The sequence below is a fragment of the Blautia sp. HA8986 genome (assembly GCF_056504635.1).
This window is the reverse complement of record NZ_JBWLUQ010000001.1, coordinates 2,105,505-2,127,929: the sequence shown is the minus strand read 5'-3', so window position 1 is coordinate 2,127,929 and position 22,425 is coordinate 2,105,505. Positions and strand designations below refer to the sequence as shown.

Genomic DNA, 22,425 nt, shown 5'->3' with positions numbered 1-22,425 from the left:
GTGGACAAAAATGATAGTAAAAGTAATTTTAGGCACAATGCAGAATGCAAGAAAGTTGGTAAGTATTGCAGAATCCATCCCATGTGATGTAGAATTATGTTATGGCCGTTATGTTGTAAATGCAAAGTCTATGCTTGGGGTCTTAAGTATGCCTGAGTTTGACGGGGGAGAGCTTCATGTACATACAGATAATGAGAAAGAATGTGAGAAGATCCTTTTTCAGCTGCTTGATCAGAACCTTCTTGTGGACACAGGAGATGCTGTGAAAAGATCCATCTATGATATCACAACCTTTGGTGAGATCCTGATCGATTTTACTTCTCGGGATATTAATGAGGACGGACAGATGCTGTATGCCAGAAATCCGGGCGGTGCACCAGCCAATGTTGCAGTTGCAGCCAGCAGACTGGGAGCTCATACGGCATTTATCGGTAAAGCAGGAAAAGACATGCACGGAAAGTTCCTGAAATCTGTTCTTGAGAAAGAAAGCGTGGATACCAAGGGTATGCTTCTGGACGAAAATTATTTTACTACACTGGCTTTTGTGGAAGTCAGCGAGACCGGAGAGAGGACTTTCTCTTTTGCAAGAAAACCGGGAGCGGATACGAAGATCCAGAAGGAAGAAGTGGACGTGGATGTGCTGGATCATACCCATATTTTTCATGTTGGATCACTGTCCCTGACTGATCAGCCTGCAAGAGATACCACGTTTTATGCGGTAAAAAGAGCGAAAAACAAGGGCAGCGTGATTTCTTACGATCCCAATTACCGTGCATCTCTGTGGCCGGATGAAAAAATTGCCAAAAAACATATGAGAAGTCTGGTACCCTATGTGGATCTCATGAAGATTTCAGATGAGGAAACCGAGCTTCTGACAGATCATAAGGATGTCCGGGAAGCAGCGAAGATACTGTATGAGCAGGGCGTGAAGGTTGTGGCAGTTACTCTTGGCGGTGAAGGAGCTTATATTTACAGCAAAGATGGAGGCTGTATGGTGCCGGGATTTTCAGTGAAACAGATTGCGGATACAAACGGAGCCGGTGATTCCTTCTGGGGAGGATTCCTGTATAAGGTCAGCACATCAGAGAAACAGCCGGACGAGCTGACACAGGAGGAACTGAAGGGATTTGCCCGTTTCGGTAATGCAGTGGCCAGTCTATGCGTGGAGAAAAAAGGTGCGATCCCGGCAATGCCGGAACTTGCACAGGTGGAACGCAGAATTGCAGAGGAATCGTATTCATAAACCTGTAGCAGAGTTATATCTAAATTGCGAAGCGATTGTGTTTATGAGCATGTCAGATTTATGAAAGGATGGGGTTTTGAAATGAATTTAAAAGATCAGATGAACGGAATTCAGCACGTAGGTGTGCCGACCAATGACATTGAGACAACCATTAAATTTTATGAAGCACTGGGATTTGAGATCGCTTTTCAGACAGTGAACGAGGCTGCCAATGAGAAGGTTGCTTTCCTGAAGCTTGGAAATCTTGTGATCGAGACGTACGAGAACAAAGCTGCAAAAATGGAATCCGGCGCCATTGACCATGTTGCCATTGATGTGAAGGATGTGGAGAAAGTCCACGAGCTGGTAACAGCAGCCGGACTGAATACTACCAATGATGAAGTCCATTTCCTGCCGTTCTGGGAGAATGGCGTGAAGTTCTTTACCATTGAAGGCCCGAATAAGGAGAAAGTGGAGTTTAGCCAGTACTTATAAGAAGTAAATAAAGTTGTGCTCATGGGTGTGAAACAGAGTATAATGCAGATGTTCATTTTGTGTTGCATACAGCCTGTCAGATATCAGATGAATTAAAGATCATCGTATGTCTGACGGGCTGTTTTATGTATCAGAAAGAATTTACGCACGGCAAAGATATCTGACGCAGGATTTCACATTCTGATGGGCTGGATTAAGATGCATTATTTTAGAGGATTGCTATAGGGACATGGGAAAATTTCTTGCATGAAATGGATAATGAGACTACAATGAAATGCAGATGTGCTATAGAAGATCAGGATCAGCAGTAGATGAGATGATTTCTGAAGAATAAAAACGGGAAATGGATTTCGGGTATCTGTTTCTTGGTATGATGGAGAATTATGAAAATACATTACAGAGTCAAAAATAATACAATAGAAATTATCCGTTGTTACGGAACAGACAGCCGGGTGGTGCTGCCGGAAGAGATCAATGGTCTTCCGGTAGTCAGTGCGGCGCCGTATGCATTTTCCGCACACAAGGATGGAGAAGAAGATGCAGAAACCTGGGAGAGCGAAGATGTAGTTTCGTTCGGAGAAGAGAGACTTCTTGCCGGAGAAGAAGTGCAGGAAATCGTTTTTCCAGATACGCTGAAGGAAATCGGAAGATATATTTTTTATGGATGCAAAAAACTGGAACGGCTGGAATTTTCGGATACGCTGATGCAGGTGGGAACCGGGGCGTTTACGGGCTGCAGCGGGCTGAAGGAGCTTGTGATCCATCAGAAAAAAGGGTTCAAGTCCTGTGCAAAGGAGATCCTCGGTGAGCTGTGGCAGAAGATCGATGTGGATTTTCTGTATGAAAATGGCGAGACAGGTGAAAAACGTGCGCATATGGTTTTTCCGGAGCATTACGATGAGGCGGTGGAGAACACGCCTGCGAGAATTTTGTTTACGGAGTATCATGGCTCAGGGACCAATTACCGGCAATGCTTCTATAATAAAGAACTGGATTTCGCGGAGTATGACAGCCTGTTTGATATGGCAGTGGTGATGGATAAGCTGGAGGTCCTGGTGGATATGAGCTTCGGGCGGCTTCGTTATCCGTGGCAGCTGAGCGAAAAGGCGAAGAAGCAGTATGAGGATTATATCCGGGGAAATCTTAAGGATATCGGGGGATTTCTGGTGGAAAGCGGAAGCTTAAATGGTCTGGAGCTGCTTTCTCGGGAAAAACTCTGGAACAGAGAGGGCCTGGAACATAGTATTGATGTGGCGGCCGGGAAGAAGGATATGGAGATTTCCGCATTTCTGATGAATGAACGCAGCTGGATGCTGAAGGAAGAGCAGAAGGATGCCGGGGAGACAGAAAATGATGGGCGGCCAGCGAGACGGAGGAAGAAATTTCAGCTGTAAGTTGGAAGAGCCTGATGACAAATTGAGGAGATCTTGCGTAGAATGGCATGCGAACATTTGCTTTATGCAGAAAAATTAAGTTTATAGAGTGTCAGAGAGAATATGAGAAAAATAAGCTACAAGTGAATTATGAGATTATGTGTAAACAATAATGGTAAATTAATGAAAAAAGAACTGCAACAGCAGATCAGAGGAGGTGGAAATCCTGAAAGGCATAGAAACAACTGAAAAAAATAAAAATAACTTCCTGCCCGGTCAGAAATCCAATTCCAAGGAGGCAGCCCAGCGTCTCCAGGACATCGGTAGCAGCATCCTCCGGGCGGCAAGAGACGAGCTGTATCTTGGCATGCGTTTTCTGGATGTGGCGCTGAGCAGCTTTATTTATCAGATGGATGGTTCGGTCAGTCCGTTTGGAACAGACGGGGTTGTGATGTACTTCCATCCGGCACAGCTTGGCGGGCTTTATAAAGAAAACAGGATTCTTGTGAATCGAGGATATCTCCATATGGTATTTCACTGCATTTTCCGGCACTTTGGGAAGCCGGGAATAGAGAAGCGTTTGTGGAATTTAAGCTGCGATATTGCAGTGGAGCATATGATCGACGGGATCTACCACCGCTCAGTCCGATATTCCAGAAGTCTTCTCCGGAGGGAAACCTACCGTCTTCTGGAAAAGGAGAAGAAGACGCTGAATGCAGAGAGAATCTACAAGATTCTGAAAGAAGAATTTCTGAAGGAAAAAGAACTGGCACAGCTTGAAAAAGAGTTCTACGTGGACGACCATAAATACTGGGCAAACCAGCAGCCCGACCAGAAACCCAATCCCCTGATGAGCAAAAAATGGGGAGATATCAGCGATGGGATCGAAACAGACCTTGGGACTTTTTCCAGAGAGTCAGGAGAGCAGGACGGAGATTTTCTGGACCAGCTGAAAATAGAGAACCGGGAACGATATGATTATCGGGAATTTCTGCGGAAGTTTGCAGTATTTCGGGAAGAACTGACTGTAGATCCGGACAGCTTTGATTATAATTTTTATACCTACGGGCTTTCCCTTTACGGGAATATGCCGCTGATCGAACCCCTGGAAACCAGAGAAGTGAAAAAAGTTTCGGAATTTGTCATTGTGATCGATACCTCCATGTCCTGTTCAGGAGAACTGGTACAGAGATTTCTGGAGGAAACCTATGGGATCTTAAGCGACAGCGGGAATTTTTTCCAGAAGGTAAATATACACATTATCCAGTGTGATGAGAAGGTGCATTCGGATGTAAAGATCACCGGTGCAGAGGAATTGCAGGAGTATATGAACAGCCTGGAACTTTACGGTGATGGAGGTACAGATTTCCGTCCGGCTTTTGCTTATGTGGAAGAGCTGATGGAAAAACGTGAGTTTGAAAATCTCAAGGGCCTGGTGTATTTTACAGACGGATACGGGATTTTTCCGGCAAAGATGCCGCCATACCGGACAGCATTTGTATTTATGGAGCAGGAGCCTGAGGATGTGGATATCCCGGCCTGGGCCATGAAGCTGGTGATCACGGAGGAAGAATTGTAAAGAATTATATCCATATCTTATGTCATGAATCTGATATTTTAATCTTTTATTTTGTATATTGCTATCTGCATATCAGTTATAGTGTAGAAAATAGGTAACAACAGACAATGTTACGGAAAATATACAGAACAGGAGATTGTATGGCATGAGATATGGGTATTTTGATGAAGAAAAAAAGGAATATGTGATTACCAGGCCGGACACACCTGCTCCGTGGGTGAATTATTTGGGATCGCCGGAATACGGAGCAATCGTTTCCAATAATGCAGGGGGATACAGCTTTGCAAAATCCGGGGCGAACGGCAGAATCCTGAGATATATTTTTAATCAGTTTGATCAGCCGGGAAGATATATTTATCTCAGGGATAATGACACAAAAGATTATTGGTCAGCATCCTGGCAGCCGGTTGGCAAAGATCTCAGTGAGTATAAAAGTGAATGTCATCATGGCACAGCCTATACTAAAATGATGGCAGATTACAGCGAGATACATTCAGAGGTGAGATACTATGTACCGCTTGGGCAGTCCTACGAGGTATGGAATCTGAAAGTTACCAACTGCTCAGACAGAAAACGTGAGATCAGTGTGACTGGATATGCAGAGTTTACAAATAACAGCAATTATGAACAGGATCAGGTGAATCTGCAGTATTCCCAGTATATTACAAGAACAGTATTCTGTGGAGATCGTGTACGTCAGATGATCCATGCGAATCTGGACGGCCTTAAGGATGGGGAAGAGGTTGATAACAAGAACGTGTTCAACCAATTCTTCGGCCTGGCTGGAGAGAAGGTTTCTTCCTGGTGTGGTGACAGGGAAAAATTCCTTGGAAGATATCACGGATACAACAATCCGGCAGGGGTTGAAGCCGGTGTATTATGTAATGAGGGAAATTATAATGAAAACAGCTGTGGAGCTCTTTCAGCTGTAATTACTCTGGAACCGGGAGAAAGTCGGGAAATGGCTTTTCTGGCAGGAATGAAGGAGGATAATGAAGCAGCGGAGATTATAGCACATTATGCAGACTGTGAAAAAACATGCGCGGTGGAGCTTGAAGAACTGATCAGTTACTGGCACGGACAGCTTGCACATTTTCAGATCAGAACACCAAGTCCGGAATTCGATACCATGATCAATACATGGAACGCATATAACTGTTTTATGACATTTATCTGGTCACGTGCAGCATCTTTTACTTATTGCGGACTTCGTAACGGATATGGATACCGTGATACTGTACAGGATATCCAGGGTGTGATCCATCTTGCACCCGAAATGGCACTGGATAAGATCCGTTTCATGTTGTCAGCACAGGTAGATAACGGCGGCGGTCTTCCACTTGTGAAATTCACACATAATCCGGGACATGAGGATACACCGGATGATGCGTCCTATGTACAGGAAACCGGTCATCCGGCATACCGCGCAGATGATGCACTCTGGCTGTTCCCTACTGTATACAAATATATTTCAGAGACTGGAAATTTTGCATTCATCGATGAAGTGATCCCGTTTGCAAACAGGGATGAAGGAACTGTATACGAGCATCTGAAAAGAGCTATTGACTTCTCCATGAACCATCTTGGCAGACATGGAATGCCGGCCGGACTTTATGCAGACTGGAATGATTGTCTGAGACTTGGAAAGGATGGGGAATCTACTTTCGTCGCATTACAGTTCTATTATGCAATGACTATCCTGAAAGAGTTTGCAAAGTACAAAAAAGATGAAAAATATATAAAATACCTGGAAGAAAAACAAGAGCAGCTTGGAAAATTGATCCAGGAACTCTGTTGGAATGAAGATCGTTTTATCCGTGGTTTTACGGAGCGGGGAGAGGTTATCGGAAAGAGAACTGACCCGGAGGCAAATATGTGGCTGAATCCACAGAGCTGGGCTGTGATCAGCGGCCTTGCAACAGAGCGGCAGGCAGATCTGGCTCTTCAAATGGTTTATGAAAGATTGAATACAGAATACGGTGCAATCCTTATGGATCCTCCATATCATGCAAATGCTTTTGACGGAGCACTTGCGGTTATCTACAATGCAGGAACAAAGGAAAATGCGGGAATCTTTTCACAGTCACAGGGATGGCTCATTCTGGCAGAAGCACTTTGCGGACATGGTGAGCGTGCATTTAATTATTTCCTGGAGAATGCTCCGGCAGCGCAGAATGACAGGGCTGAGATCAGACAGCTGGAGCCATACTGCTATGGACAGTTTACAGAAGGAAAAGCAAGCCCGAATTTCGGACGATCTCATGTGCACTGGCTGACAGGAACAGCATCTACTGTGATGGTAGGATGTGTAGAAGGAATTCTTGGCATGCGTCCGGATTTCTATGGCTTACGTATAGCACCATCGATTCCAAAAGAATGGGAGAAGTTTGAGATAAGCAAGGATTTCCGTGGATGTCATCTCCATATCACTGTGAAGAATCCGGGACATGTGGAAGCCGGATGTAAAAAACTCTATGTAAATGGAGAAGAACTTCCGGGTAATTATATTCCGCAGGAGAAACTTACCGGTGAGACAGAAATTGAATTCTATATGTCATGACATAATGGATATAAATTGCGAGGAGATCACATTTATGAATACAAAGTAAAATGGAATATAAATACCGTTTTATTTTGGCAGGAAGGAGATCACAGAATGAAATATATAAAATTTCAGGATAAAAATGGAAGTTTTTCCATAGAAAATCCGGAGAATTACAGCGGTTTATATATACCTCTGGCCGGAGAAAACGGATTGAAATCCGCGATCACCCCTTCTCTGGGAGGAGACAGCAAACTGGATCAGAATCATTTTCTGCTGGAACCGGTAAGCATTGAGAATCTTCATAATAATCGAAACACCAGAAATTTCTGGTGCAAGATAAAAGGAAAAGGTTACTGGTCAGCATGCGGAGTTTCGGCAGAACAGGAATTTCAGAAATATACTGATAAACAGGATAAAAGCAGCCTGGAAGCCGGATTTATGTGGCAGAAGTTGCACAGAACTTCTGAGAAATACGGACTTCAGTCAGAGATTTTGTCTTTTGTGACAGTGAAAGGTGATGCGGAGGTCCATCTTGTAAAGATTACCAATATTGAAGAGGAAGAACAGGAGATCACACCGGTTGCTGTAATACCTGTATATGGAAGAAGTGCAGACAATCTCAGAGATCACAGGCATGTGACTTCCCTTTTGCACAGGATAAGAACAACGGAGTACGGTGTTGAAGTAAAACCGGTGCTTTCTTTTGATGAAAGAGGTCATCAGAAGAATAATACTGCATATTTTGTATATGGATCTGAAGGCGAGGGAACGGAACCGGAAAGCTTTTATCCTGATGTGGAAATGTTTATCGGAGAAGGCGGTTCTTTCCTGATTCCGGAGGTGGTCAGAGAAGAGAAAAAAGGTGTTCCGGCAGGAACAGAAATTGAAGGAAAGGAAGCTGTCGGTGGTATTCGTTTTGCATCCAGGGTTCTGAGACCACATGAAACAGCTGTATATATTGTGACAGCGGGAATATCTGAAAAAAATCAGCTGCCGGAGGAGACTGCACGGTTTTACAGAACTGAAAAACAGGTTGCAAGAGAATTTGAACATGTAAAAAAACACTGGACAGAAAAAGTGAATGTTTCTTTTGAGACAGGTGATGAGGACAGAGATAATTATCTGAAATGGATCTGTTTCCAGCCGATATTAAGAAGAATTTACGGTTGTTCATTCCTCCCGTATCATGATTATGGAAAAGGTGGAAGAGGCTGGCGTGATCTCTGGCAGGACTGTCTGGCACTTCTGATCATGGAGCCTTCTGTTGTACGTCAGATGATCGTCGATAATTACGGTGGAGTACGCATCGATGGAACCAATGCCACGATCATCGGAAACAGACAGGGTGAATTTATCGCAGACCGCAACAACATTGCCCGCGTGTGGATGGATCATGCTTTCTGGCCATTTGTGACAACGCAGCTTTATATGGATCAGACCGGGGATATGAATGTCCTTTTTGAGAAGATTCCATATTTCAAGGATCTTCAGACAAAAAGAGGAACTGCGCATGATGAAAAATGGAGCAGTGCCTATGGAGAAAATCAGAAAACAGAATCCGGTGAGATTTATTACGGAACGGTTCTGGAACACATTTTGCTGGAAAATCTCTGTGCTTTTTATGATGTAGGAGAGCACAACGAGATGAAACTTCACGGGGCAGACTGGAACGATGCCATGGATATGGCATGGGAAAATGGTGAGAGTGTGGCATTTACCTGTGCATATGCTGGAAATATGAAGAACATCGCAGAATATCTGAGAAAACTTCAGGAAAAGGAAATGTTTGACAGGATTGAAGTTGCGGAAGAAATGGAAATCCTGTTTACCGGAGACCGTGAGCTTTATGAAAGCCCGGAGAAAAAGCAGCAGCTTCTGAGACAGTACACAGAAAAATGTGCACATGATATCAGCGGAAAGACTATTGTGATCCGTCTGGACCAGCTTAGCCGGAATCTGGATGAAAAGGCAGACTGGATGATGGAAAACATCCGCAGAAGAGAATGGGTAAAAGACGGAGAAAACGGCTGGTTCAACGGATATTATGATGATCATAAACGTCCTGTGGAAAGGGCAGAAAACAGCCAGGTACGTATGATGCTTACCAGTCAGGTATTTGCAATCATGAGTAAAACCGCACAGAAAGATCAGATTGAGTCTATCTGTAAAAGTGCGGATAAATATCTTTTTGACCGTCAGGCAGGAGGATATCGCCTGAATACCAATTTCCATGAAGAAAAATTTGATTTGGGAAGAATGTTCGGGTTTGCTTATGGAGAAAAGGAAAACGGAGCGGTATTTTCCCATATGGCTGTTATGTATGGCAATGCACTGTATAAAAACGGCTATGCAAAAGAAGGACATAAGGTTCTGGAAACGCTTCTGGACGCTGCCATGGATTTTGAGAACAGCAGGATGTATCCTGGAATTCCGGAATATTTTGATAATCAGGGAAGAGGATTGTATGCATATCTTACCGGTGCTGCAAGCTGGTATATGCTGACTATGATCACAGAGGTATTTGGCGTCAGAGGAGATCTTGGAGATCTGGTGATCGCGCCGGCACTGATGCCGGAGCAGTATAATGAGAATGGACAGGCATCTCTTACTATGGAATTTGCCGGAAGAAAGCTGGAGATCTGTATCTGCAATCCGGAGAAAAAACTTCCTTCAGAATATAAAATAAAAACAGTATGGTGTGATGAAAAGGAAATGAAAAACGAACAGAGTACCTGTGTACGTATAGATCGGGAACTGCTCGAAAAGCTTTCTGTAAAAGAAACACACAGGATCAAAGTGGAACTGATGTAACAGAAATCGGTTATACATAATTGTTAAATTACAGAAACAGAAGTATCAATAGGAAAACGGCATCCCACAGTTGTAAAAAGCTGCGGGATGTCGTTTTTGATGCTGATAAAAAATATCAGCCATAATAATAAGGATGTTTACCACATGGATTTGTAATATTTGTCACGGTACTTCTTTGGGGTAAGGCCGGTGAAGTTTTCAAAGATCTGGATAAAATGACTCTGTGAAGAGAAATTCAGATAATTGGCGATATCAACGACTGTTTTATCAGAGTATCGGAGCAGGTGAGTGGCTTTTTCGATTTTTTTCTCGCGAATGTAATCACTTATGGATACTCCAAGATTCTGTTTGAATACTCTGGACAGATAACTGGGAGAGAGTCCGGTATGTTCTGACAGATTCTGAATGGTGATACGCTCCTTAATGTGACCGTAAATATAGTCCACGCATTGCATGACCGGTCTGGAAAGAATAGAGCTTTTTTTCTGGAGGATCATTTTTCCGGTAAAAGCTCTGGCCATAATATGATGCAGATCTGCAATCTGGCGTACAGTGGTGCAGGAATCCATTTTCAGAATGTAAAAATCGCTGAGACGATATGCCTGTTCAGGCTCCAGTCCACCGTCAATACAGTAACGGGTGAGCATGGCAGTAGTGACAACGAAATGATACTTCAGGTTGGTCAGAGGATTTTTGGAGAGGATACCGGTTCCCTTCAGATGAAGAAAAGAGTCTTCCTCGCAGTTTTTGTTTACAGTTTCCATATCACCGGCTCTTACGGCATTGTAAAAAGAATATTCCACAGAGGGAGAGCGATGAAGAGCTTCCGGTTCTGTATCTTTCAGCTCATTAGTAATCCAGTCTTGGGAAATGGACATATTGATATCCTCCTTATATGTTGATGTTTAAGGAATGTGTTGGTTTTTTATATTATGACATGAATCTGACATTTTGTTAAGATTAATAATATAATCGCAGATAAAAAAATGGTATATTTTCATCATCAAAGGTAAAGCATCGGGGATGCTACAGAAAAAGGAGGATTTATACTATGAAAAAAAGAGCGGTATCTATGATCCTTGCAGCAGCAATGGTTTGTGGAATGATGGCAGCAAATGTAAGCTGTGTATCTGCAAAAGGATCGGATGAGGGAAAAGTGATCAATATTTATTCCTGGAATGATGAGTTCCGTCAGAGACTGGAAGCTATTTATCCGGAAGTAGAGTCCACTTCCAAAGATGGTACAGTTACAAAACTGAAAGATGGTACAGAGATCCACTGGATCGTAAATCCGAACCAGGATGGCGTATATCAGCAGAAACTGGATGAGGCACTTCTCAACCAGGCTGATGCAAGTGCAGATGATAAGGTAGACATGTTCCTTTCTGAGACAGATTATGTATTCAAATATACAGACAAAGATGCAGATGTTGCAATGCCTCTTACTGATCTTGGCATTGATCCGGACAAGGATCTTGCAGATCAGTATGATTTCACGAAAACAACAGCTTCTGATGCGGATGGAGTACAGAGAGGCGCCACATGGCAGTGCTGCCCGGGTGTCCTTGTATATCGTCGTGACATTGCGAAAGATGTTTTCGGTACTGATGACCCGAAAGAAGTTGGCGAGAAGATGAAAGACTGGGATACAGCTAAAGAAACAGCAGCTCAGCTGAAAGAAAAAGGATATTATACATTTGCTTCTTATGCAGACACTTTTCGTTTATATGGAAACAGTATCGAGAATCCGTGGGTAGAGTCCGGTGATTCTGTGATCAAAGTAGATTCAAAGATCATGGACTGGGTAAAAGATTCCAAAGAGTGGCTGGATGCAGGTTATCTTAACAAAACTGTAAAAGGTCAGTGGAACGATGACTGGAACAAGGCAATGAGTTCTGAGTCCAAGGTATTCGCATTCCTCTTCCCGGCATGGGGTATCGACTTTACTCTGAAACCAAACTGGGATGGAGCAGAAGGTGACTGGGCTGTTACAAATCCTCCGCAGGAATACAACTGGGGTGGCTCTTACATTCAGGCTGCAACAGGAACAGATAATCCGGAACATGTCAAAGATATTATCCTGGCAATGACGGGAAATCAGGATAATCTTCTTAAGATTTCCAAAGAATACTCTGATTTTACAAATACAAAATCCGGTATGAAAGATGCAGCTACAAATGCAGATTTCGCATCTGATTTCCTTGGTGGACAGAACCCGTTTGAGTATTTTGCACCGGTTGCAGAGAATATCAAGATCGCACCGCTTTCCGCATATGACCAGGGTTGTGTAGAGCTGATCCAGAACGCTTTCAGTGATTACTTCCAGGGTAAAGTAGACTTTGACAAAGCAAAATCCAACTTTGAGACAGCTATTCAGGAGCGTTATCCGGAGATCACAGAGATCCAGTGGCCGGAATAAATACCACATGAGGATAATTGTTGATGCTGCAGGATCTTTGGATCCTGCAGTTTGCTGGAAAGGAAGAGCATTATGAAGAAAAAGAGCGTTAATTACGGAAAATGGGGATACATATTTATTCTTCCGTTTTTTGTGATCTATTTTATCTTTTCGCTGATTCCGCTGTTTGACACAGTGAGATACAGCTTTTTTGAATATTTCCGTTCTGGAATCAAGCAGATTGGTCCTAATTTTATAGGACTTGCCAATTATGTCAGTCTTCTGCATTCTGACATGCTGAAATACGGACTGAATACACTGATCCTTTGGGTGATCGGATTTGTTCCGCAGATCGTTATTGCACTGGTGCTTGCATGCTGGTTTACTGATGCCAGGCTGAAGCTTCATGGCAAGCAGTTTTTTAAGGTTGTAATTTATCTGCCGAACCTGATCATGGCATCAGCATTTGCACTTCTGTTTTTTACCATGTTTTCCACAAACGGACCTGTAAACTCCATTTTGTGTTCACTGGGCTGGATAAAGGAACCGATTGATTTTCTGGGCTCTGTTCTGGGAACAAGATCATTGGTAGGTTTCATGAATTTCCTGATGTGGTTCGGAAACACGACCATCATGCTGATGGCAGCAGTAATGGGAATCAGTATGGATATTTTTGAAGCATCGGATCTGGACGGATGCAACAGCATTCAGCGTTTCGTCTATATTACGCTTCCACTGATTCGTCCGATTCTTTCCTATACTCTGATCACTTCCATCATCGGTGGCCTTCAGATGTTTGATGTACCGCAGATTCTCACAAACGGACAGGGTAATCCGGACAGAACATCCATGACACTGATTATGTTCCTGAACAGCCATCTGAAGAGCAAGAATTATGGTATGGCCGGAGCATTGTCTGTATACCTGTTTATTATCAGTGCAATCCTCTGCTTCTTTGTATATCGTATGACTAACGACAATGATCCGGACGGATCTAAGAAAGCAGCGAAAAAGAGAGCAAGAGCAGAAAGGAGAAAAACAAAATGATGAAAGATAAGACAGCCAGCAGGATCAGAAGTATCGTGGCACATGTGGTACTTATTATTCTTTCCTTTATGTGTCTCTTTTTCTTTTATGTACTGATCGTGAATGCGTCTCATTCTCATGCAGAGCTTCAGAAGGGATTTTCTGCTCTTCCTGGAAAATATTTCTGGAAAAACCTGATGAATGTTGCAAATGACGGAAGCTTTCCGATGTTCAGGGGAATTCTTAACAGTATTATCGTGTCCGGATGCAGTGCAGTATTATGTACATATTTTTCCTCACTGACAGCATATGGTCTTTATGCCTATGATTTCAAGGCAAGGAATGTAGCGTTTACATTTATCATGGCGATCCTCGTCATGCCGACACAGGTAACTGCAATGGGCTTCCTTCGTCTGATCACAAAGATGGGATTATATGATTCCCTGCTTCCGTTGATCATTCCGTCTGTTGCGTCACCGGCCGTATTCTATTTTATGTACAGCTATCTGCAGTCCTCACTGCCGATGTCACTGGTAGAAGCAGCCAGAATTGACGGCTCCGGAGAGTTCCGTACTTTCAACAGTATTGTCCTGCCAATCATGAAGCCGGCAATCGCTGTACAGGCGATTTTTACATTTGTAGGCTCCTGGAACAATTATTTCGTTCCTGCTCTGGTTATCCAGTCTAAAAGCAAGATGACTGTTCCAATCCTGATTGCAACACTTCGTGGAGCAGATTATATGAATTTTGATATGGGTAAGATTTACATGATGATCACAGTTGCCATTGTGCCGATCATTATCGTATATCTCCTTCTTTCCAAGTTTATCATCGCAGGAGTGACACTTGGAGGCGTAAAAGAATAACAAAAGGTAGCAGGTAAGATATGACAGTTAAGAAATGGAAACACAGCGGAACAAAGAAACACAGCATGTCAGACCGTGAAATACGAAACGGTCTTCTTTCGGAAAAAGCAGCAGAGGAGGGTATTGTACTGCTGAAAAATGATAAAAAAATACTCCCTCTGAATATTTCCACGAAAATAGGTTTATACGGCGCCGGTGCGGGAAAGACAGTGAAAGGCGGAACAGGTTCCGGTGATGTGAATAACAGAAGTAACATTTCTATTTATCAGGGACTGAAAGAAAGCGGTATTCAGATCGTAAGCGAGAAATGGCTGGCCAATTATGAGTCAATATACGCAGAAGCACGCCGGGCATGGAAAGAAAAAATACTGGAAGAAGCAAAGTTTGTGGAAAATCCTTTTGATGCCTATGCGGAAAATCCCTTTGCAATGCCGGAAGGCCGTGCAGTCACAGCAGAAGATACTGTCGATGCCCAGACAGCAATCTATGTGGTAAGCAGGATTTCCGGTGAGGGAAAGGATAGGCGCAGGGTCGAGGGAGATTATTATCTGAGCAGACGGGAGCGGGAGGATATCCGGTTCCTTGATGCACAGAAGATTCCTACAGTACTTATCCTGAATTCCGGCGGTCCGGTAGAACTGACAGATATTCTGGAAGAAACAGAAAATATCTGTGCTGTCCTGAATATTTCCCAGCTTGGACAAAGAGGCGGACTTGCCCTCGCCAATGTCCTTCTGGGAAAGGTAACTCCAGGCGGCAAGCTGACTGCAACATGGGCCAGAAGGTATGAGGATTATCCGTGTGCAGAGGAATACAGCTATCTTAATGGCAAGCTTGAAAGAGAAGAGTACAGGGAAGGAATTTATACAGGATATCGTTATTTTGATACTTTTGGTGTAAAACCGCTGTTTCCGTTTGGATATGGACTTTCTTACACAGAAATGCAGATACGCTTCCATGGGATGAAAACATCAGGGGATGGCGTTGAAGTTGAAGCAGAGGTAACGAATACAGGAGAAACTTTTTCGGGAAAAGAGGTCGTGCAGGTCTATGTGTCTCTTCCACAGGATGAATCAGGAAAGGAATACCGTCGACTGGCTGGCTTTGCAAAAACAAAACTTCTGAAGCCGGGGGAAAAAGAACTGCTGAAAATCAGGATCGACAGAAAGACACTGGCATATTTTTCCGAAGAGCAGCATGCCTGGATTGCTGAAAAAGGTTATTATGCTGTCTGGGTCGGAAACAGCATTGCATCGCTTACGCTGGCTGCAATGCTTGGAGTGCCAGAGAGTGTGATCCTGGATAAAACGAATATCCTTGAGAACCAGACTGATATTACTGAAGAAGTTTATGACTGCCAGAATCTTTCTGCCAGAACTCTGAAATGGAAAGAGAAGGCAGAGAATGAGAAGATTGGAAGATATATCTATTATCCTGAACCAGAGAAGAGAACAGAATGCACCTGCCAACCGGAAAATAAGATTCCTGCAAAGGATCTGCTCCCGCTGTTTTATGGGAATATTGCTGGAATCTCCAGTAATCTGGGGGCGGCAGGAATCCGTGTTCCTGGTTCTGCCGGTGAGACCACGGCTGCTCTTTATGAGCAATATGGCGTTTCCCCACTGATCATGGCCGATGGGCCGGCAGGACTGAGACTTCAGCAGAATTATGAAGTAGACAGAGAAACAGACACAGTATATGGAATCGGTGTCCTTGGATCTCTGGAAAACGGATACCTGAGAACAGATGAGACTCACGAAAACGCAGACAGATATTATCAGTTCTGTACGGCATTTCCTGTTGGAACTGCACTGGCTCAGACCTGGGATACTGCCCTTGTGGAAAAAGTTGGAATAGCAGTGGCAGAAGAAATGGAAGAATTCCACATAGATCTCTGGCTAGCACCTGGTCTTAATATTCAGAGAAACCCTCTGTGCGGCAGAAATTTTGAGTATTATTCCGAAGATCCGCTGCTTTCCGGAACCATGGCAGCAGCCATGACAAAAGGAGTGCAGAGCAGACCTGGCTGCGGTGTTACCGTTAAGCATTTTGCCTGCAACAATCAGGAAGATAATCGTATGGGCGTAGATGCACAGGTATCAGAACGTGCCCTTAGGGAAATTTACCTGCGTGGTTTTGAGATTGCAGTTAAAGAAAGCAGACCAGTGGCAATCATGTCTTCCTATAATTTACTGAATGGTGTCCATGCTGCAAACAGTGTTGATCTCTGTACAGCCATTGCCCGAAAAGAATGGGGATTTGACGGTGTGATCATGTCAGACTGGAATACAACGGTTCCGGAAGATGGAAGTATTCCGTGGAAATGCGTGACAGCAGGAAATGATATTATCATGCCTGGTAATGCAGCCGACGCAGAAAATATCCGAAAAGCTTTTGAAGACGGAAAGCTTTCGGAAGAAGTTGTCAGAATGTGTGCGGGACGTATTCTGAACCTGATACACACACTGACAGCAGAATAAAAAAAATTATATAGTAGTGAAAAACTTGCCTGAATTCAATTTTCGATTTATCATTGGATTCAGGCATATTTTTTGCAGATGTCGCGCAAGGCAACCCGTTTTAGGCGGAGGATCCTGCAGGCAGTTTTTTATATGCCGTGAAAAGGAGAATACCATGAACATAAAACGAGCAAAGCAGGAGATCAGAGATTCCATAGAAGCATATCTTTCAAAGGACGAATTCGGTGAGTACCGGATCCCGGCGATCCGACAGAGACCGATCCTTCTTATGGGCCCTCCGGGAATCGGAAAGACACAGATTATGGAACAGATAGCAAGGGAATGCGGGATTGCTCTTGTTTCCTATACCATTACCCACCACACCAGGCAGAGTGCTGTGGGACTTCCTTTTATTGTAAAAAAGAATTATGGTGAGGAAGAATTTTCTGTCACGGAATATACCATGAGTGAGATCATTTCGTCCGTTTACGACAAAATGGAAAAAACAGATCTGAAAGAAGGCATCCTGTTCATTGATGAGATCAACTGTGTATCTGAAACACTAGCGCCGATGATGCTGCAGTTCCTTCAGGGAAAAACCTTCGGAAACCAGAAGGTGCCGGAAGGCTGGGTGATCGTCACAGCAGGCAACCCGCCAGAATATAACAAATCCGTTCGGGAATTCGATGTGGTCACTCTGGACCGTATCAAGAAGATCGATGTGGAGGCAGACTTTGATGTATGGAAGGAATACGCCTATCAGCAGGGAATTCATCCGGCGGTGATCTCCTATCTGGAGCTTCGCAGAAAAAATTTCTACAGGGTGGAGAATACTGTAGATGGAAAGATCTTTGCAACAGCCAGAGGCTGGGAGGATCTTTCCCGTCTGATCCAGGTTTATGAGATCCTTGGAAAAACCGTAGACCGTGAGGTAGTCAGCCAGTACATCCAGCACAGGATGATCGCAAAGGATTTCGCCAGCTATCTGGCTCTCTATTATAAGTACAGAACGGACTATAAAGTAGAGGACATCCTGAAAGGAAAGTGGGATTCCATTACTCTGGGCAAGATCCGCACGGCCTCCCTGGATGAGCATCTGAGCATTGTAAGCCTTCTCAACGGAAAGCTAAGCGAGCTTTTTACAGAATGCTGTCTTACTGATGCCTATCTCACGAAACTGTATGATTATATGGTGTACTTCAGAGAAAATCAGGATGGCCTTACAGCAAAAAATCTCCTGGAAAAAGCAGAGGTGGATTTTGAAAAGGACAAAAAGAGTGAGCTTCTTACAAAACAGCAGGAGCGTATACAGAAACGTGTTGTGTCATTCTTTGAAAATGCGTCCGGATCGAAATCAACCTCGGGATCAATTGGATCGGAATCAACCGGATCAGATAAAACCGGATCAGGTTCAGAGCTGGCAGGAGGCGGAAGTGCCGCAGCAGAATCGGAAGTTCCATCATCAAACCGGAACTATGAGTTTGTCAAAGCCCTCTTTGAATCCGAAACCGAAGCCTACGAAAACCGAACTGACGAGATATCTCTTACTCTTCAGAACGTCTTCGACTTTATGGAAGCGGCCTTTGGAGACAGCCAGGAAATGGTGGCATTTATCACAGAACTGAACGCCAACTATTATAGTCTCTGGTTCATTCGGGAGAACGGTTCTGACCAGTATTACAGGCATAATAAAGGCCTTCTTTTTGATGACCGACAGAAAATGCTTCTGGGCCAGATGGAGGAAGTGGAAAATATTCTCAATAATGGAATAAAATAATATGTCTGACCAATTTATTATTTACTATTGATTAAATTGGGGAATTATCGTATTATATTTACTATAAAAGTCCGGAAAATAGAGTAAACAAATAGTCAAATTGCACAGACTGACTGAATGGCTGCAGAGTGACTATTTGATGCAGAGCTGTATGGCGACTGCGGATGGTAAATATCCACCTGTCTATATTCCGGGATTTTTATGTAATGAAAGGCAACACAATAATAAAGGAAGGCGGCCGAAACGGACGACATGTTTACAAAAATTACAGAAGAACGAGCATTTGACGGAATATTAGTGCAGATCATAGAAAATATCCGGCGGGGAGAACTGAAGCCGGGGGATACTTTACCTGCGGAACGTGTTATGGCAGAATCACTGGGGGTTTCCAGACCTGCTGTTCGTGAAGTCCTGCGGGCACTGGAACTGATGGGAATTGTCACAACGGTCCGCGGTGGAGCCAACTATATTACCGAGAATATGGATCAGTGGCTTTCTGCACCACTGGCCCTTCTTTTTCAGCTGAATAACAGCCATGTACAGCAGGTACAGGAGCTTCGTTCAGCACTGGAGCAGGAAGCAGCTCTTCTTGCAGCCGGGAATTGTACAGAGAAGGACGCATTAGATCTGCGTTCCATTCTGGCACAGCTGGAGAGTTCAGAGGATGAGAAAGCCCGTGCAGGTCTTGATAAGGAGCTTCATACGAAGATCGGCAGGATCGCAGGGAATCCTATGATCTACAATGTCCTGGATGCGGCAGCGCAGCTGACTGAGGAGATCATTTCCGGCACCCGAGCCTATATTATGCAGAAACATAATTCCGCTCTGGAGGTGGATGAGCAGCACAGAAGGCTGGTGGAAGCTATTATTTTCGGAGACCGGAACCAGGCGGAGAAGCTGATGCGCGAACATATGGAAACCATTGAGAAATATATACTGGAGATTGCGCAGCAGCAGGGTGAGAACAGCCTTGTATTTCACCGCTGATCCACCTGAAAAAATTAAATAAAATTTCAGTAAAAATCCCGTTAATTTGGTAAGACCACTATTGATTTTGGTAAGACCGAGTGCTATAATAGGGGCTGTATTGGTAATACCAAAAAAGTTTGATATTATGGCAGCATCCTGAAGGCTTCATGACGAGACAGCATAAGATGAGACAGCGTAAGTTGGGACAGCATGAGACTAGACAGCGTAAGGTAAGATAGCATGAGGCAGGACAGCATAAGACGAGACAGCACAGGATGAAGGTTACTGTACCCCTGCAGTATCATATAAAATATGCTGCAGGCCACAGAGCGGGCAGTAACCTGCCGGAAATATCAGGAGAAAGGACTTGCGATTATGGGATATGTAAAATGGAATTATGACACACTGAACCATTTCTGCGGAGACGTTTTCAAAGCGTTTGGCTTTTCTGAGGAAGAAGGAAATATCATTAAAGATGTTCTTCTGACTGCCGATCTGTATGGGATCGAGAGCCACGGAATGCAGAGGATGGTTCGTTACCATAAAGGAATCGAGAAGGGGACTATTCATCCCCAGGCGAAACCGGAAGTTGTTTTTGAGACACCGATTTCTGCTGTGATAGACGGACATAACGGAATGGGCCAGCTGATCAGCCATTTTGCCATGGAAAAGGCAATTGAGAAGGCAAAGACAACTGGTGTGGGAATCGTAAGTGTACGAAATTCCAACCATTTCGGTATTGCAGGATATTATGCGAACATGGCCTGCCATGAAGGACTTCTTGGAATGGCATGTACCAACTCCGAGGCGATCATGGTACCGACCTTCGGAAGAAAGGCTATGCTGGGCTCCAACCCGATCGCAGTCGCTATGCCTGCAGACCCGTATCCGTTTTTCTTTGACTGTTCCACAACAGTTGTAACCAGAGGTAAACTGGAAATGTATAATAAGATGGGCAAGCCTCTTCCGGATGGCTGGGCACTTGACAAAAACGGTCATGCCAGCAATAACGCACCGGATGTACTTGCAAACATCGTAGCCAAGAAGGGCGGCGGAATCATGCCTCTTGGCGGAAACGAGGAAGTCAGCGGAAGCCATAAGGGATATGGCTATGGAATGCTCTGTGAGCTGTTCAGCTCTATTCTTTCCATGGGCGTTACCTCCGACAAGTGCTGTACATTCCCGGATAAGACCGGTATCTGCCATGGATTTATGGCGATCAACCCGGCGGCATTCGGAGATCCGGATGCGATCCGCAAGCATTTTTCAGAATATCTTGAGGCACTTAGGGAGAGCCCGAAGGCAGACGGTCAGGACAGGATCTATACACACGGCGAGAAAGAGGTAGCTGCTGAAAAAGACAGAAAAGAGAATGGCATTCCGGTCAACGACAATACCATGGTAGAGCTTGCTGATCTCTGCAGTTATCTGAAGCTTGATTTTGGCGCTTATTTTGAAGGCTATGAGCTTCCGAAGGACAGTAAATTCTTCAATGGTAATTATTAATTCAGGTAATCCTTTTGAAATGAAATATATCATAATTATCCAAGGAGGAAAAGAAAATGGATTATGCAAAAGAGTCATTAAGACTGCACGGAGATTGGAAAGGTAAGATTGAGGTTGTTACAAGAGTACCGGTTGAGAATAAAGACGACCTTTCTCTTGCATATACACCAGGTGTAGCTCAGCCTTGCCTTGAGATCCAGAAAGATATCAATAAATCCTACGAGCTTACAAGAAGATGGAATATGTGTCTTGTTGTAACAGACGGTTCTGCAGTTCTTGGTCTTGGTGACATCGGACCGGAAGCTGGTATGCCTGTAATGGAAGGTAAATGTGTACTTTTCAAAGCATTCGGCGATGTAGACGCATTCCCGCTTTGCATTAAGAGCCATGATGTAGATGAGATTGTAAATACTATTTACATGATCTCCGGATCCTTCGGTGGTGTAAACCTTGAGGATATTTCCGCTCCAAGATGCTTTGAGATCGAGAAAAAACTGAAAGAGAAATGCGATATTCCGATCTTCCATGATGACCAGCACGGAACTGCAGTTATCACACTTGCAGGTCTGACAAATGCGCTGAAGGTTGTCGGAAAGAAGAAAGAGGATGTTCGTATCGTTATGAACGGTGCAGGTGCAGCTGCTATTTCCATCTGCAGACTTCTTCTGAAAGCAGGCTTTAAGGATGTTACACTCTGCGACAGAAAGGGTGCCATCTATGAGGGACGTACAGAAGGAATGAACCCGGTTAAGGAAGAGATGAGCAAGCTCACAAACCTTCAGAAGAAACAGGGCACTCTTGCAGAGATGCTGGTTGGTGCTGATGTATTTATCGGTGTTTCCGCTCCTGGAGCAGTTACAACAGAGATGGTTAAGACAATGAACAAGGATGCCATCATCTTTGCATGCGCAAACCCGATACCGGAGATCTTCCCGGATGATGCAAAAGCAGGCGGAGCAAAGGTTATCTCCACAGGAAGAAGTGACTTCCCGAACCAGATCAATAACGTTCTTGCATTCCCTGGAATCTTCCGTGGTGCATTCGATGTAAGAGCAAGTGATATCAACGATGAGATGAAGATCGCAGCTTCCAAAGCACTTGCAGATCTGATCACAGACGAGGAGCTTTCTCCTGAGTATATCATCCCGAAGGCATTCGACAAGAGAGTCGGACCGGCTGTAGCAAAAGCTGTAGCTGAAGCTGCAAAAGCAACAGGCGTAGCACGTATCTGATCTTAAACGCCTGACACGGACCAAAACAGCCCTTCATTAAGAAAAATATATCAGACACCCGTACTCTGTAACCCGGTACGGGTGTCTTTTTGTTGCCGGGAAGGTGGTATTACCCTTTGACAAATATCTCTCCAGTGAGTACAATAGCAAAGAGCGAGACGAACAAT

15 protein-coding genes and 1 pseudogene are annotated in these 22,425 nt (G+C 44.1%); 15 read left to right on the top strand and 1 reads right to left on the bottom strand.

What is annotated here, in order from left to right; translation table 11 throughout:
• Positions 1–10 precede the first annotated feature (10 nt).
• From AC04Q4_RS10000 to AC04Q4_RS09970, 7 genes and pseudogenes are all read left to right on the top strand, one after another.
• A pseudogene (locus AC04Q4_RS10000) lies at positions 11–196 on the top strand (HPr family phosphocarrier protein); the annotation flags it as partial.
• A gap of 78 nt (positions 197–274) precedes the next feature.
• Positions 275–1,243 carry a carbohydrate kinase family protein gene (locus AC04Q4_RS09995; protein ID WP_456298178.1) on the top strand — a complete coding sequence of 323 codons (969 nt, stop codon included), beginning with the start codon at positions 275–277 and terminating at the stop codon, positions 1,241–1,243.
• Positions 1,244–1,324: 81 nt separating this feature from the next.
• Positions 1,325–1,717, top strand: a complete 393-nt coding sequence (locus AC04Q4_RS09990) for a VOC family protein (RefSeq protein WP_118623640.1) — start codon at positions 1,325–1,327, stop codon at positions 1,715–1,717.
• Between the two features lie 383 nt (positions 1,718–2,100).
• Entirely contained in the window at positions 2,101–3,111 is a 1,011-nt protein-coding gene (locus AC04Q4_RS09985) for a leucine-rich repeat protein (RefSeq protein WP_173736751.1), read from the top strand.
• A gap of 247 nt (positions 3,112–3,358) precedes the next feature.
• Entirely contained in the window at positions 3,359–4,669 is a 1,311-nt protein-coding gene (locus AC04Q4_RS09980) for a VWA-like domain-containing protein (protein WP_476389090.1), read from the top strand.
• A 145-nt stretch (positions 4,670–4,814) separates the two neighbouring features.
• Positions 4,815–7,229 (top strand): GH36-type glycosyl hydrolase domain-containing protein, encoded by a 2,415-nt coding sequence (locus AC04Q4_RS09975; protein ID WP_476388895.1) that lies wholly within the window; start codon positions 4,815–4,817, stop codon positions 7,227–7,229.
• Between the two features lie 96 nt (positions 7,230–7,325).
• Complete coding sequence (locus tag AC04Q4_RS09970; RefSeq protein WP_476388894.1) at positions 7,326–10,025, top strand: GH36-type glycosyl hydrolase domain-containing protein; 2,700 nt, start codon at positions 7,326–7,328, stop codon at positions 10,023–10,025.
• Between the two features lie 137 nt (positions 10,026–10,162).
• On the opposite strand, the gene AC04Q4_RS09965 is transcribed toward AC04Q4_RS09970, so the two are convergent.
• Positions 10,163–10,903 carry a helix-turn-helix domain-containing protein gene (locus AC04Q4_RS09965; RefSeq protein WP_476388893.1) on the bottom strand — a complete coding sequence of 247 codons (741 nt, stop codon included), beginning with the start codon at positions 10,901–10,903 and terminating at the stop codon, positions 10,163–10,165.
• Between the two features lie 173 nt (positions 10,904–11,076).
• On the opposite strand from AC04Q4_RS09965, the gene AC04Q4_RS09960 reads away from it, so the two are divergent.
• The 8 genes from AC04Q4_RS09960 (at position 11,077) to AC04Q4_RS09925 (ending at position 22,258) form a co-directional block, all read left to right on the top strand.
• Positions 11,077–12,444, top strand: a complete 1,368-nt coding sequence (locus AC04Q4_RS09960; RefSeq protein WP_173752827.1) for an ABC transporter substrate-binding protein — start codon at positions 11,077–11,079, stop codon at positions 12,442–12,444.
• 72 nt (positions 12,445–12,516) lie between these two features.
• Positions 12,517–13,470, top strand: coding sequence for a carbohydrate ABC transporter permease (locus tag AC04Q4_RS09955; protein ID WP_015526171.1), 954 nt, complete (start codon positions 12,517–12,519; stop codon positions 13,468–13,470).
• The gene (locus AC04Q4_RS09950; RefSeq protein ID WP_044961860.1) at positions 13,470–14,315 is read left to right on the top strand and encodes a carbohydrate ABC transporter permease; all 846 of its coding nucleotides are present in this window, start codon (positions 13,470–13,472) and stop codon (positions 14,313–14,315) included. The genes AC04Q4_RS09955 and AC04Q4_RS09950 overlap by 1 nt, the downstream gene beginning before the upstream one ends.
• Before the next feature lie 20 nt (positions 14,316–14,335).
• On the top strand, positions 14,336–16,795 hold the full coding sequence (locus tag AC04Q4_RS09945) for a glycoside hydrolase family 3 protein (RefSeq protein WP_173736755.1): 2,460 nt from the start codon (positions 14,336–14,338) through the stop codon (positions 16,793–16,795).
• Between the two features lie 154 nt (positions 16,796–16,949).
• Positions 16,950–18,551, top strand: a complete 1,602-nt coding sequence (locus tag AC04Q4_RS09940) for an AAA family ATPase (protein ID WP_476388892.1) — start codon at positions 16,950–16,952, stop codon at positions 18,549–18,551.
• A 252-nt stretch (positions 18,552–18,803) separates the two neighbouring features.
• Positions 18,804–19,538, top strand: coding sequence for an FCD domain-containing protein (locus AC04Q4_RS09935; protein ID WP_476388891.1), 735 nt, complete (start codon positions 18,804–18,806; stop codon positions 19,536–19,538).
• 294 nt (positions 19,539–19,832) lie between these two features.
• Positions 19,833–21,026 carry an Ldh family oxidoreductase gene (locus AC04Q4_RS09930; protein ID WP_476388890.1) on the top strand — a complete coding sequence of 398 codons (1,194 nt, stop codon included), beginning with the start codon at positions 19,833–19,835 and terminating at the stop codon, positions 21,024–21,026.
• Between the two features lie 56 nt (positions 21,027–21,082).
• Positions 21,083–22,258 carry an NAD(P)-dependent malic enzyme gene (locus AC04Q4_RS09925; RefSeq protein ID WP_173736758.1) on the top strand — a complete coding sequence of 392 codons (1,176 nt, stop codon included), beginning with the start codon at positions 21,083–21,085 and terminating at the stop codon, positions 22,256–22,258.
• Positions 22,259–22,425 lie beyond the last annotated feature (167 nt).

Bases quoted from the DNA above. Each gene is read 5' to 3' on its own strand.
- AC04Q4_RS09970 (WP_476388894.1), top strand. From the start codon at position 7,326: ATGAAATATATAAAATTTCAGGATAAAAATGGAAGTTTTTCCATAGAA.
- AC04Q4_RS09930 (WP_476388890.1), top strand. From the start codon at position 19,833: ATGCTGCAGGCCACAGAGCGGGCAGTAACCTGCCGGAAATATCAGGAG.
- AC04Q4_RS09975 (WP_476388895.1), top strand. From the start codon at position 4,815: ATGAGATATGGGTATTTTGATGAAGAAAAAAAGGAATATGTGATTACC.
- AC04Q4_RS09940 (WP_476388892.1), top strand. From the start codon at position 16,950: ATGAACATAAAACGAGCAAAGCAGGAGATCAGAGATTCCATAGAAGCA.
- AC04Q4_RS09990 (WP_118623640.1), top strand. From the start codon at position 1,325: ATGAATTTAAAAGATCAGATGAACGGAATTCAGCACGTAGGTGTGCCG.
- AC04Q4_RS09955 (WP_015526171.1), top strand. From the start codon at position 12,517: ATGAAGAAAAAGAGCGTTAATTACGGAAAATGGGGATACATATTTATT.
- AC04Q4_RS09935 (WP_476388891.1), top strand. From the start codon at position 18,804: ATGTTTACAAAAATTACAGAAGAACGAGCATTTGACGGAATATTAGTG.
- AC04Q4_RS09960 (WP_173752827.1), top strand. From the start codon at position 11,077: ATGAAAAAAAGAGCGGTATCTATGATCCTTGCAGCAGCAATGGTTTGT.
- AC04Q4_RS09950 (WP_044961860.1), top strand. From the start codon at position 13,470: ATGAAAGATAAGACAGCCAGCAGGATCAGAAGTATCGTGGCACATGTG.
- AC04Q4_RS09945 (WP_173736755.1), top strand. From the start codon at position 14,336: ATGACAGTTAAGAAATGGAAACACAGCGGAACAAAGAAACACAGCATG.
- AC04Q4_RS09965 (WP_476388893.1), bottom strand. From the start codon at position 10,903: ATGTCCATTTCCCAAGACTGGATTACTAATGAGCTGAAAGATACAGAA.
- AC04Q4_RS09985 (WP_173736751.1), top strand. From the start codon at position 2,101: ATGAAAATACATTACAGAGTCAAAAATAATACAATAGAAATTATCCGT.
- AC04Q4_RS09925 (WP_173736758.1), top strand. From the start codon at position 21,083: ATGGATTATGCAAAAGAGTCATTAAGACTGCACGGAGATTGGAAAGGT.